Origin of the sequence: Marinobacterium alkalitolerans, assembly GCF_017776525.1 — a bacterium.
Taxonomy (GTDB): domain Bacteria; phylum Pseudomonadota; class Gammaproteobacteria; order Pseudomonadales; family Balneatricaceae; genus Marinobacterium; species Marinobacterium alkalitolerans.
On record NZ_JACVEW010000003.1, the window covers coordinates 200,707 to 213,565 of the forward strand.

Below are 12,859 nucleotides of genomic sequence, written 5' to 3' on the forward strand. Positions count from 1 at the left end.
GCATGCCGCTCGGGGGCAAAAGCTGATACCATTGCGCCTTCTGTCAACAGCCTTACAACCGGAACCCTATGTCTGCTGAAAACGCCCTGCCCCAATCCCTGACTGAACTGCTGCGCTCAACCGGAGCGGCACTGCGTGTCTTCGATATGGGGCGTCGTATCGGCAAACTGTCACTCGATCAGTTCCGCCGAATCGAAGACTCCGAGCTTCCCTACCCGAGCCCCTTCCAGCACCTGGCCTGGGTCGCCCTGCTGATCTGGAACCCCAAACGCAAGGACGAAAATGCGGTCTGGTTTTTGCGACTGCCGCTGGACGAACAGGGGCTGGTTGCACCGGCGGCCCGCGATGACATCCTCAAGCGTTTGATTCAGAACGTCGTCAACAGCAAAAGCGGACAACTGGACGAAGATGCACTCAAGGACAACCCCTACTCCTTTACCCCCGAGCAGGACCGCATGGCCGCTTTCCATGCCCTGGCCGCACGCGAGATGAAAGCCGCCGCATCGGCTCACTATGAGCGCGCCCAGGCCTGGATGCATGGCCAGTTGCCAGTTGATGAGTGGCCCACTCTGGCCTATCAGGGGCTGGCGGATCTGGTGATGCGACTGGATCAGGACGGCAATACCGATGCACTGGTCAACCGACTGGGTGACATGCCGGCGCCCGTGCTTGAGAACCTGTGTCCGCTGCTGGAAAACGTGCAGCCCTCACCCCGCCTGCAGCAGGCGCTGACAGACCTGCTGCGACAGGCGCTGAGCTCTGACGACAGCAACCGGGTTGCCGCACTGGCACGGGCGCTGTCCAATATTGCCGACGAGCCCGCCAAGCAGGACTGGGTTATGGAGGTACTGAACTCACACCATGCGACACGGGCAGAAGTGATCACGGTCATTGCTACACGCTGTGAGTCGGCTCTGCTTGAACCGCGTGTCCTTCAGTCGTTTCTGGAGCAGCTGGCACAGGGCGAGGCGGGACAAACCGGTTTCAGCCGCATTCTGGCTGAACTGATGTTCATGCCGGTTCACCGTGCCCTGATTCTGCAGGCGTTCCGGCAGAACGAACGCAGCCCTCAGCTGGAGCAGGCCATTGGCGAGATGTTCGGCCAGAGCTTTACGGCCCCGACCTCACACTGACCTGTCACGCGTGGACTCGGGCAGCCGAATGCCCAGTCCGCGCTGATCGGCCTTGGCCTGAGCCTGATGATACAGCCGGGTGCGGGTACGCGTCCCTTCCGGCAGGGTCAGGTAATACAGCAGGCTGGCCCCTTCTTCCGGCGCCAGCTCATGGGTCTCGGTAAACCACTGGATAAACTCCGCCACGGTGTTGGCCTGCTTGTCTTCCAGCGCCGGTGCCACCGGTTGATCCAGAGTTTCTCCTTCCCGCACCCGTCTGCACATCACTTCATAGTGATAACGAAAGGCCGGCAGCGCTCGGCTTTCCTCTTCGGTACGCAGCAAAAACCAGCCGGTTTCACGCCCGGCATGGTACACCGCCGGATGGCTCCAGTGGTGGCGCACGGGGTGGTCCGCATGCAGGCAGGCTTCAGTGTAGGCATCGCGTACACCGGGCAAGCCGAAATCGCCGTTGGCATCATGCAGCATATCCAGAAACTCGGCGATTTCCGGCATCCAGGCCTTGGCTTCCTTGCAGCGCTCAACGGCGGCCATTACTTCATTCTCGCTGAAGTTGCGCAGACTCAAGGCCCACTCACGCTTGGTGAAGCGCAGTTCTTCCTCACTCTCGAAGCGACTTTTGAACTTGTGGCCGTAGATCGCCATGAAGCGCAGGAACAGCTTGTTGACGGTCAGCTTGGTTTCCTGGCTGATCGGTGCATCCTGAGCCTTGCGTGTATCAGAAGTCGTCCGTGTTGGTGAAGTCCATGATGAGTCGGGAAGTCCGCTTGCGGTTTTCCCTAGAATCTCTCCGGGTGTCTTCATTACTGCCCCCTGTCGTGGATACACGCTCCTGTTCATATCGCTGTTCGCGCGCTTCGCGGGTCTGCTTCTTCACCCACTCACGCTTCACCCAGGCCAGAAACTTCTGATCCCAATTGCTTTCCTTGCGGTCCTTGTCCAGCCAGTACAGCACGAACTCATCCAGACACGCCTGCGCGAATTCACCCGGAATCGAGTGCCGGGGCAGCATGGCATGAAACATGTCGGATGGCTGCCAGCCCAGCTGCATGGGTTGCAACTGCTGGTTGCGCTCCTCGGCCTGTTCAAAGATCGCCTGAAGTTCATCCTTGTGCCGTCGCCAGCCGATACTGCCGCCGAACGTGGGCGCGGGGCCCTTGCGATCAATCATGTTGCTGCCGTTTGAGGGCGGCGGCGGAGGCGGGGGTGGCGCATCATATACCGGCAGTCGATCCACCTTGGGAGGTGCTTCCGCAGGCGCTGCTTCTTCGGCCGGCTGCTCGGCAGGTTCCGGCAGCAGACGCAGGCGAACACTGCCGCCCTGATTGGCACTGAAATTCAGACACCCCTGCTGCGCCAGACTTTCAGTTGCCGCCAGCAGGCGCGCTTCCGACCAGAAGCCGGCCAGCTGCAGCCAGCGAGCGCGCGGCAGAATACACTCCACGCTGCCATCATCGGCCTGCATGCCCGCATGGCGTGCGTAGTCGCGATAAATATAGAGCAGCAACGCCTCGTCACTGCCCAGCTTGTATGCCAGTGACGGATAAAACAGCAGCGGCGTTTCAGGCAGCCAGTCACTCATTTACCGGCTCCTGCTGATTGCTCAGCCATCTTTCGCAAACTCCTCAACCGCCCTCAGCACATCGCGGCGGCTGATCTGCCCGACCAGTTTGCTGCCGTGGACAACCGGCAGACGGCGACGCCCCTTGTCAATGAAAGCACGGGCCGCCTGAGTCAGATCGGCATCGTGTGGAATGGTATCCACGGAGCACGACATGTACTGCCCCACATGGCCACCACTGCCCATTTCCTCTTCATGGTAGGTCTGGGTCAGGATGGCACGCAGACAATCCAGCTCGGACAGTATCCCGACCAGCATCCCCTCTGAATCCACCACCGGGGCACCGGAAATACCGTACTCCTGAAAGGCCCGGATCGCATCGAACAGCCCGGTTTCCGGGCTGAACGAAATAAGGTTCGTAGCCATGTAGTCCTGAACGGTTACGGATCTCAGCATTAGGATCACTCCTGTTCAAATGCTTGGAAAGGGGGCGTTATCCCTGCCTTGATACTAGTCCAACCTGGCGACACAATCAGGCAAAAACAACGGTTTTGTTGCCGTGCACCAGCACCCGGTCTTCCAGATGCCAGCGCAGGCCGCGGGCCAGAACCGTTTTCTCCACATCACGCCCCAGACGTACCATATCCTCGGGCAGATCACGGTGGCTGATACGGGTCACATCCTGATCGATGATCGGCCCGGCATCCAGGTCCTGAGTCACGTAATGACAGGTGGCACCAATCAGCTTCACGCCACGCTCATGCGCCTGATGGTAGGGCTTGGCCCCGGCAAACGACGGCAGAAAGCTGTGATGGATGTTGATGATCCGGTGTGGATAACGATCACAGAGATCCGGCGGCAGAATCTGCATGTAACGCGCCAGCACCACGGCATCGGCCTCGTGCGACTCAATCAGCTCATTCACCTTCTGAAAGTGCGGCGTCTTGTCCGAAGGATCGACCGGTACATGATGATAGGGAATGCCGTGCCACTCGACCATGGAACGCAGGTCGTCATGGTTGGAAATCACACATGGAATCTCGCAGAACAGCTCCTTGCTGTGAAAACGGTACAGCAGGTCTGCCAGACAGTGGGATTCACGGCTGGCCATCAGCACCACACGCTTGGGCCGTGACGAGTCTTCAATCTGCCACTCCATGTTGAAGGAGGATGCAATCGGGCTGAAGGCTTCGCGCAACTGTTCCAGCGAGAACTGCAGGGTATTGGCACTGATCTCAACCCGCATGAAAAAGTGCCCCGTCATCGGGTCCGAATGCTGGTTGGCTTCGGCAATGGAGCCGCCATGGCTGGAGATGAAGTTACTGACCATTGCCACTATGCCCACACGGTCGGGGCAGGAAAGAACCAAACGATAACGGCGTTCCATAGACTCTGCTCGTTTCCTGAACTAGATCAAAATCGAATCCCGCATTCTAGCAGAAGGCAGCTGCAGGCTGACAGCATGCAGCTGTAATCCGTATTATCCGCCTGCGTCGGCATGGGTTACACTGAAGTACCGCAGTACCACGAGGAGAGACCCCAATGATGATGCTGACTCCCGAGCGCATGGCACCGCTGAAGGCACGCCGGCTCGGCATCGACACCCATCACGAGCCGACTCTGTACCTCCCGGCTCAAAGCCATGTCTGTCGCTCGGAAGGGTTCGAAAGCCTGTCGCGGGTTCAGGTCACCACGCACCAGGGGGGCCACCTGATCGCCTCGCTCAACATCGTCACCAGTGAACTGCTGGGCGATGACGAAGTCGGTTTCTCCGAGTCGGCCTGGCTGCGCCTGAGCCTGAATGCGGAAGACCCGATCTGGCTGTCACACCCCAAGCCGGTTCAGTCCCTGTCCCACGTGCGTGCCAAGGTCTACGGACATGCGCTCAGTGACCTGCAGTTTCAGAGCATCATCAACGATATCGTGGAAGGCCGCTATGCCGATGTACACCTGGCGGCCTTCATCACGGCCTGCGGCGACGACAACCTGAACGACACCGAAATCACCGCGCTGACCGAAGCCATGGTGAAATCGGGCAGTACGCTGGACTGGAAACTGCCCCTGGTGGTAGACAAGCACTGTGTCGGAGGCCTGCCCGGCAACCGCACCACCCCCATTGTGGTCTCCATTCTGACCGCCTGCGGACTGACGGTACCCAAGACCTCCTCCCGCGCCATCACCTCGCCGGCCGGAACCGCTGACACCATGGAAACCCTCACCGAAGTCAGCCTCTCGCTGGAGAAAATGCGCGATGTGGTGAGCCAGCAGGGTGGCTGCCTGGCCTGGGGCGGGGCCATGCGCCTGAGCCCCGCGGACGACATGCTGATCCAAGTGGAGCGCGCGCTGGATATCGACAGCGAAGGCCAGCTCATCGCCTCGGTACTGTCGAAAAAGATCGCCGCCGGTGCCACCCATGTTCTGATCGATATTCCCGTCGGCCCCACCGCCAAGGTGCGCAGCCAGGAAGCCGCCGAACGGCTGGCCTCGAGCTTTCGCGCCGTGGGCAGCAACCTGGGGCTCGAGCTTCAGGTTCTGTTCACCGACGGCTCGCAGCCAGTGGGTCGAGGCATCGGGCCCGCACTGGAAGCCCATGACATTCTGGCGGTACTGCAAAACGACAACAGCGCCCCGCCCGACCTGCGCGACCGCTCTGCCGAAGTAGCCGGTGCCATGCTGGCGATGGTCAAGCAGATTTCACTGGAGGAAGGCACCCGGCTGGCCCGAGAGACGCTCGCCAACGGCAGCGCCTGGGAGAAATTCCGTGCCATTTGCAATGCACAGGGCGGCTTTAGACTGCCACCCGTCGCCCACTACCGCTACGCTCTGGTGGCCGAGCACACGGGCTCCGTGAGCCGGATCGACAACCGCATTCTGGCCAAGATCGCCAAGCTGGCCGGTGCGCCGGCTGACCCGGCCGCCGGCGTCGAGATCAACGTCAAGTTGGGAGACCGCGTGGAGTGCCAGGATGTGCTGCTGATGATCCACGCCGAGAATGCCGGGGAACTCAACTACGCCGTTGAATATCTGAATGAGCACCCGCACGTGATTGAACTGAGCAACCATTAACAGGGAGGCGCTGCCGTACCATGCTGTTATTCAACCCAGACTCGGACCCCGCACTGGCGGCCCAACTCAACCGGCTGCTGAACGCTCAGGCCGGGGCGCTGGAGCAGCGCCGTTTTCCCGATGGCGAGTCCTACCTGCGGGTACACTCCGACTGCCAGGATCAGGACTGCGTCATTCTGTGCAACCTGTTTCACCCGGACGACCGTATTCTGCGCCTGCTGTTTCTGGCAGACACCCTGCGAGACTGCGGCGCTCGCAGCGTGGGGCTGATCACGCCCTACCTTGCCTACATGCGACAGGACAAGCGCTTCAAGCCCGGTGAATGTGTCAGCTCACGTCCCTTTGCCCGCCTTCTCTCCGGCGCATTCGACTACCTGGTGACAGTCGATCCACACCTGCACCGCTACCATTCACTGGATGAGCTCTACGATCTGCGCTCACGGGTGGTGCAGGCCGCTCCACTGATCGCCCAGTGGATTCAGGAGCGCATCCCTTCGCCCCTGCTGATCGGGCCGGACAGCGAAAGCGAACAATGGGTGTCCCACGTAGCCGAGCTGGCAGGCGCCCCCTTCCAGGTGCTGCAAAAGGAACGCCGTGGCGACTACGACGTCAGTATCTCCCTGCCTGATCTGGATGAAGCCGCCGGGCGTACCCCTGTACTGGTCGACGACATCATCTCAAGCGGTCACACCATGCTGGAAACATTGCGACACCTTCAGACGGCCGGCCTGCCCCGTGCAGTCGCCATCGGCGTACACGGCATCTTTGCCGGCGACGCCTACAACCGCCTGACCGAAGTAGCCGACGTGGTCACCACCGCCTGCATCCCCCACCTGAGCAACCAGATCGACATCGCCGCGCCCTTGGCCGATGCCGTCCGCGAGCTGCTGCAAGCGCACCATGCTGACCCGTCTTGACCTGCCGGACGCCGACCTTCTGTTTGACCCCGACTTCCTGCCCCGCCAGGAAGCCGGGATGTTATTTGATCAGCTGGAGCAGGCTGTGCACTGGCGCCAGGACCGTATTCGCCTGTTTGGCAAGGAGCATCTGATTCCAAGACTGCAGGCATTTCAGTCAGACCCCGGTGTGCATTACACCTACTCGGGCCTGCCCATGCAGGGGGACAACTGGCTGCCGGCACTTCTGCCCCTTAAGCAGCAGCTTGGAGAGCTGTGCGAACACCCTTTCAACGCGGTGCTGCTGAACCTTTACCGAAACGGACAGGACGCCATGGGCTGGCATGCCGATAATGAGCCGGAGCTGGGTCATAACCCGACCATCGCATCGGTCAGCCTCGGTGCCACGCGCCGCTTTCGACTGCGGCACAACGAACGGCGCCAGACCCATGCACTGGAACTGACATCCGGTTCGCTGCTGCTGATGCAGGGGCCTACCCAGCACCACTGGCAGCATTGCCTGCCCCGTACACGGCGCTGTCAGTCCCCGCGGATCAACCTGACCTTCCGTTTCATCCATGTATAATCGTGCCCAACAAACGACCGGAGACGACTTGATGAACCCAACCATTGAACTGTTGAAGTCCCACCGCTCCATTCGCAAATTCACTGACCAGCCGGTAGACCAGGCCACGGTCGAGACTCTGGTACAGGCCGGTCAGGCCGCTGCCACCTCAAGCTTTATCCAGGCCTGCACCGTCATTCAGGTCAGCCCCGGCGAGCGCCGCAATAAGCTGGCCGAGATGGCCGGGAACCAGGCATACGTGGCGGAAGCACCGGTATTTCTGGTGTTCTGTGCCGACATGAAGCGCCACCAGCTCGCCTGTGGCATGCATGATGCGGAGATGAAATCCGGCTTCACCGAACAGTTCCTGACCGCGTCTCTGGATTGCGGCCTGTTCGCTCAGAACGTGATCGTGGCCGCTGAATCTCTGGGGCTCGGCGGCGTCTACATCGGCGGGCTGCGCAACAACATCGAAGCCGTTGCCGACCTGCTGGAGTTGCCCGAGCTGGTCTACCCGGTATTCGGCATGTGTCTGGGCCACCCGGACCAGAACCCGGAAATCAAGCCGCGCCTGCCGCTGGACGTGGTCCTGAAACAGGACCGCTATGACGACAGCGCCGATGCCGAACGTATTGCCGAGTACGACAAGGACGTTAAAGAGTATTACCGTACCCGCACCGGCGGTACCAAGGACATGACCTGGAGCGAGCAGATCTCCGGCATGCTGATCAAGGAAGCACGCCCGCACATGCTGCCCTTCCTGAACGGAAAAGGTTTCCTCAAACGCTGAGGCATGCAGAGCGGCAGACTCTCAACTATGCTGAACGGGAGTGCCCCCAAGGGGGGCGGTCCTGTTCCCGTGAGAGGAAGTACCAACATGCCAGAACGTAAAATCACTGCTCTGCTTGAGCAACTGGAACAGCACTCCCGCAAGCGTGCCCACCAACAGACTGTCACCCTGCCGATCGACCGTGAAGACATGGTCCGGCTACAGGCACTGGCGGAAGTCTACGGCATGGACATTGTGGAGCTGACCCCGATCCTGCTGCACGCCATTCTGACCGATATCGAAGCCCATATGCCCTACAAGGCGGGGAAGCGCGTGATTCGGGTCGAGGATGACGAGCCGATCTACGAAGATATCGGGCCTACGCCGCGATACCTGGAAGCCAAGCGCAAGCACGAAAAAGTCTGCGCCTGAGTCCTGGCTTGATCCCGCAGAAGCCGTGGCTCACAATCGCATCCCTGTAACTGCAAGGAATCAGGATTGTGAGCCAGCGACCTCTGCGTGCCATTCCCACCAACATCATTACCGGCTTTCTCGGCAGCGGGAAAACCACCGCCATCAACCACCTGCTGCGCAACCGCCCCGAAGGTGAACGCTGGGCCGTAATCGTGAATGAGTTCGGTCAGGTCGGCATCGATGGTAGCCTGATCGAGCAGCAGGACGGCATCGAGGTAAAAGAGCTGGCCGGTGGCTGTCTCTGCTGCGCCCTGGGCCCCAGCCTGCCGATCACGCTCGCCACCCTGTTGCGCCGCTTCCGCCCGGACCGCGTGCTGATCGAGCCGACCGGGCTCGGCCATCCGGCGCGTATCATCGATACCCTGCAGAACGAACAATTCAAACCGGTACTGGCCCTGCACAGCATTATCTGCCTGCTCGACCCCGCCGTACTGCACCAGCCGGACGTGCTGCGCCACCCCAGCTTTATCGACCAGCTCAACCTGGCAGATATCATCGTCCTCAACCGAACCGACCTAGCAGACGCCGCCGATATCACCGAAGCCCGAGAACTGTCTGCCAACCTGTTTCCGCCCAAGGCAGCGATCCACACCACCACTCAGGGACAGCTGGCCAGCGAGTGGCTGGATCTGAATCACCAGCCCCACCACCAGGCACGTTATCCACAGGCACACGCGCCAGAGACTCTGCGCCCTAATCTGCTCGCCCCGGTCACACCTCCGGCAACAGCCGCACCGGGCAAGCCCCTGCGCCAAAGCGGCAGTCATGACAGCTACTACAGCTACGGCTGGATATTCCATGCCGATGACCGTTTCGACTGGCACAGGGTCCAGCCCCTGCTGGATGAAATGGAAGGTATTGTACGGCTCAAGGCCGTACTCAGAATCGGCCACGCCTGGGTCAGCTATAACCGCAACGCCGGCCAGCCTGCCCACATCAACGAATCAGCCTGGCGGCGGGATTCACGGCTGGAAATACTGACGCGCCAGCCGTTGGAGTATCAGCGGGTTGAGAAGGCCTTGATGGGTTGTTTGATGGTTTGAAGGTCGACTACCGGCCGTCAAATGCCGCTTTTAATTGCCGCTACATCAATGCCCAGTCTTTTAAGCAAGCGGTTAAAATTACCGGGATCGACGCCCAACTCTCGTGCCGCAGCAGCCCTGTTACAGGACGTTCTGTGTAAAACGGCCGTAACCAAGTCGGATTGAAACTGGTCTGTCGCCTCCTTGAGGCTCTGCCCTCTATTGGAACCGGCACCTTCCCACGGTGTTTGGACTGTCTCTCTGGAAGCCCCCTGCAAGTCGATGCTTCTTGGCAGTTCCAGCAGTTCGGCGTCGAGAGTCAGCACTCTGCCGGACTGTTTTTTTGAAGCCGATAATCTGAGCACGGCCCGACTGATCAGGTGCTCCAGCTCACGCACGTTTCCCGGCCAACTGTATTCCAACAGCGCTGAACAAGCGCTGCGGCCGAGCCGCAGCGAACCCAGCCCAAACTTACGGCGGTTTAGCTCCAGAAAATGACCGGCCAGAAGCAAGACATCCCGCCCTCGCTCACGCAAAGGCGGCACCAAAACAGGGAAAACACTCAGCCGGTGATATAAATCAGCTCGAAACCGGCCCGCTACGACTTCTTGCTTCAACTCTCTGTTGGTGGCGGCGACAATACGCACATCTGCCCGATGAAAACGATCACTGCCAACACGCTGCACTTCTCCTGTTTGCAGCGCGCGTAGCAATTTGGGCTGCATGGCCAAGGGCAACTCGCCTATCTCGTCCAAGAAGAGAGTACCGCCATCGGCCAGCTCAAATTTCCCGGTACGCGCCCCTGTCGCGCCCGAAAAAGCGCCCTTGGTATGTCCGAACAGCTCGCTCTCTATCAGGTTGTCCGGCAGTGCTGCACAGTTGACATAGACCAGAGGCGCTTCGGAACGCGATGAAGCCACATGTATATGTCGGGCCACAAGCTCCTTCCCGACCCCTGTCTCACCACTGATAAGCACCGACAAGTCGGACCCTGCAACCAGGTCCAGTTCTTCAATCAGCGATTTGATAACAGGGCTGCCCCCTATCAACTCACTCCGCCTCACATCCTCCGACAGGAGTCTGGCCACCTCGTGCTCTTTTCTAACCTGAACCTCGAGAGACTGTATTAGCCCGGCCACCTTGATTGAAGCCTCAGCCAAGCGAATGAAGGCACGCAGCTCCATTGGGTCGATACCGTCAAACACCCCGGGCTCAAGAGCATCAAGCGTCAATACTCCCCAGGGCTTCTCTTCGACATACAAAGCAATACCCATGCAGTCATGCACATGAAGCGTTGCCTCAGGCGCGTTAACGAGTCCGTCATAAGGGTCCGGCAACTCCGAATCGGCTTCAAACCGCACCGGCTCCCGGCTCAGCAGAATTCGAGCCAGTCGAGGATGATCATCAACACGAAAAGTGCGCCCCAGTGTATCGTCCGAAAGACCGCATGCAGCCAAGGGGTGGAGAGCTGTGCCGCGCAGCTTGAGAAGTGCCACGGCATCGCAGTGGAAATGACACTGTATGGACTCCAACAAACGCTTGTACCGAGCAGTCGCTGGAATCTGACGAGAGAGGTCTGACGCAATCGACAGCATCGAACCTGCCATGGAGGGAGAAGTCATTTCAACAATCACACCATCATTTAAACAATCATCTTCGATGTCATTTAAACAACAAAACCTAAAACATGTAAACAAAATCAATCTTTTCAGGGTTGGCACAATTCCCGCATAGAGGGCAGCAAACACAGATGGCTCAATGCCAGACAACGAGGAGAAACTATGCTGTCGAATCAAACTCGGGAAATCATCGCCGCAACACTGCCTGCTGTGAAAGAGAATTCGCGCGCTATTACCGAGGTGTTCTACCCATTAATGTTTAGCCGCTACCCCCAAGTCAAAGCCTACTTCAACCAGGCGCACCAGGCTCAAGGCACCCAACGCCAGGCTCTGGCTAATGCAGTGGTCGCTTACGCCAGCAACTTGGATCGTCTGGAGCTATTAGGCGATACCGTGTCACTCATCGTACATAAGCACGCTTCGTTGAACATTCTGCCAGAACACTATCCCATTGTGGGTGAATGCCTTTTGGCAGCCATTAAAGAGGTATTCGGTGATATCGCCACTGACGAGGTGCTAAATGCATGGGGTGAGGCGTACCAACAATTGGCCGATATCCTGATCACGGCGGAAGAAGGGGTATATCGCAACAATGAAGAGAAAACAGGCGGCTGGCGGGGGGAGCGTGAATTCCGACTTGTGCGCAAAGTGCGCGAGAGCGAGGTTATTACCTCCTTTTACTTCGTACCCACTGATGGCAAGCCTGTTTCCGATTTTCAGCCGGGGCAGTTCACAACACTTATTCTTGAAATCGAGGGTGAAACCACCCGGCGCAACTACTCACTGTCCGACAGCCCGTTAAAGCCTCACTACCGGATCAGCGTTAAGCGCGAACCTAATGGCAAGGTGTCAAACTACCTTCACGACAGCCTCAAGGAAGGCGACACCGTCAGACTGACGCCGCCCTGCGGGAATTTTGTCCTGACTGAAAGTGAACGTCCACTGGTGCTTCTTACCGGGGGCGTTGGCATCACCCCCACGATCAGTATGCTGCAGCCCGCGCTCGCTTCCGGACGGGAGGTACATTTCGCTCATGGCGCTCTCAATAGCTCAACTCACGCCTTCAGGGAGACAGTCGACCAGCTGGCATCCGAGCATGAAAACCTGCATGTCAGCTACTGTTACAGCGAGCCACTTTCTGACGACAAGGATATGCCCAGGGGCTTCTTTGACCACACTCGGCTTGAAGCGCTTATCCCTCTGGACAAGAACCCCGACGTCTATTTTCTCGGACCAAAGGCCTTCATGCAGAACTGCTACCGGGATCTTAAGAAGCTCAACATTCCCGAAGAACAAATTCACTATGAGTTCTTTGGCCCGCTGGAGGCCCTTGATGAAGCCTCTGTCTGATTTTTAACTCCCCCGCCCATAGGAAGGACACCCGTTACAAGGTGTCCTTCGGTTAACAGCGACAAGGCCAGAATGTTGCTGTCAACCAATCCCGAGCCGTCTTTTGTAGTTTTCCTCAACAGGCACAGGCGAAATATTTCCATTGAATATGCAACCCTGGCCCGCCGCCAAGCCAGCCACTTCCTGCTTGAATTCGGGAGTAAATAGCGTCGTCGCTTTCTGGCCATCTTGCACCTCCTCGTCAGGGGTAAACCTAACTATAAAAGGTGTCTACTGTTCGTGGGTAACTCAGAAATCTAACGCTGTGCTCACCGGCTAGTCCGGTGAAGCACCTGAAAGCCCAAGGCAAACTGCCCAAAGTGGCCATCATTGCCTGCATGCGCAAGCTCATTGTGGTGCTAAAT

General features: G+C 58.8%; 13 protein-coding genes. 8 read left to right on the plus strand and 5 right to left on the minus strand.

Features of this window, described 5'->3' with window-relative positions; genetic code table 11:
- Positions 1-68 precede the first annotated feature (68 nt).
- Positions 69-1,133 (plus strand): DUF3549 family protein, encoded by a 1,065-nt coding sequence (locus H9C73_RS03310; RefSeq protein ID WP_209286354.1) that lies wholly within the window; start codon positions 69-71, stop codon positions 1,131-1,133.
- Here the strand turns inward: H9C73_RS03310 and H9C73_RS03315 are convergent.
- The 4 genes from H9C73_RS03315 to purU form a co-directional block, all read right to left on the minus strand.
- Complete coding sequence (locus H9C73_RS03315; protein ID WP_209286355.1) at positions 1,125-1,937, minus strand: replication protein P; 813 nt, start codon at positions 1,935-1,937, stop codon at positions 1,125-1,127. The two genes, H9C73_RS03310 and H9C73_RS03315, sit on opposite strands and share 9 nt — an antisense overlap.
- Positions 1,852-2,715, minus strand: a complete 864-nt coding sequence (locus H9C73_RS03320; RefSeq protein WP_209286356.1) for a DnaT-like ssDNA-binding domain-containing protein — start codon at positions 2,713-2,715, stop codon at positions 1,852-1,854. Before H9C73_RS03320 ends, H9C73_RS03315 begins: the two co-directional genes overlap by 86 nt.
- A gap of 21 nt (positions 2,716-2,736) precedes the next feature.
- Complete coding sequence (locus H9C73_RS03325) at positions 2,737-3,150, minus strand: CBS domain-containing protein (RefSeq protein ID WP_209286357.1); 414 nt, start codon at positions 3,148-3,150, stop codon at positions 2,737-2,739.
- A 76-nt stretch (positions 3,151-3,226) separates the two neighbouring features.
- Positions 3,227-4,081, minus strand: coding sequence for a formyltetrahydrofolate deformylase (gene purU / locus H9C73_RS03330; RefSeq protein ID WP_209286358.1), 855 nt, complete (start codon positions 4,079-4,081; stop codon positions 3,227-3,229).
- 158 nt (positions 4,082-4,239) lie between these two features.
- Here purU and H9C73_RS03335 point away from each other — a divergent pair, with 158 nt between their 5' ends.
- The 6 genes from H9C73_RS03335 (at position 4,240) to H9C73_RS03360 (ending at position 9,507) form a co-directional block, all read left to right on the plus strand.
- Positions 4,240-5,760 carry a thymidine phosphorylase family protein gene (locus tag H9C73_RS03335; protein ID WP_209286382.1) on the plus strand — a complete coding sequence of 507 codons (1,521 nt, stop codon included), beginning with the start codon at positions 4,240-4,242 and terminating at the stop codon, positions 5,758-5,760.
- Between the two features lie 20 nt (positions 5,761-5,780).
- Positions 5,781-6,677 carry a ribose-phosphate pyrophosphokinase gene (locus H9C73_RS03340; protein ID WP_209286359.1) on the plus strand — a complete coding sequence of 299 codons (897 nt, stop codon included), beginning with the start codon at positions 5,781-5,783 and terminating at the stop codon, positions 6,675-6,677.
- The gene (locus H9C73_RS03345) at positions 6,661-7,242 is read left to right on the plus strand and encodes an alpha-ketoglutarate-dependent dioxygenase AlkB family protein (RefSeq protein ID WP_209286360.1); all 582 of its coding nucleotides are present in this window, start codon (positions 6,661-6,663) and stop codon (positions 7,240-7,242) included. Before H9C73_RS03340 ends, H9C73_RS03345 begins: the two co-directional genes overlap by 17 nt.
- Before the next feature lie 31 nt (positions 7,243-7,273).
- Complete coding sequence (gene nfsA / locus H9C73_RS03350) at positions 7,274-8,011, plus strand: oxygen-insensitive NADPH nitroreductase (protein WP_209286361.1); 738 nt, start codon at positions 7,274-7,276, stop codon at positions 8,009-8,011.
- An 87-nt stretch (positions 8,012-8,098) separates the two neighbouring features.
- Entirely contained in the window at positions 8,099-8,422 is a 324-nt protein-coding gene (locus H9C73_RS03355; protein WP_209286362.1) for a hypothetical protein, read from the plus strand.
- Positions 8,423-8,490: 68 nt separating this feature from the next.
- Positions 8,491-9,507, plus strand: a complete 1,017-nt coding sequence (locus H9C73_RS03360) for a CobW family GTP-binding protein (protein ID WP_328797931.1) — start codon at positions 8,491-8,493, stop codon at positions 9,505-9,507.
- 17 nt (positions 9,508-9,524) lie between these two features.
- Here the strand turns inward: H9C73_RS03360 and norR are convergent, their stop codons facing one another.
- A complete protein-coding gene (gene norR, locus H9C73_RS03365; protein ID WP_328797932.1) occupies positions 9,525-11,282 on the minus strand; it encodes a nitric oxide reductase transcriptional regulator NorR in 1,758 nt (585 codons plus the stop codon).
- On the opposite strand from norR, the gene hmpA reads away from it, so the two are divergent.
- A complete protein-coding gene (gene hmpA / locus H9C73_RS03370) occupies positions 11,268-12,455 on the plus strand; it encodes an NO-inducible flavohemoprotein (RefSeq protein ID WP_209286363.1) in 1,188 nt (395 codons plus the stop codon). The genes norR and hmpA overlap by 15 nt on opposite strands.
- The last annotated feature ends 404 nt before the right edge of the window (positions 12,456-12,859 follow it).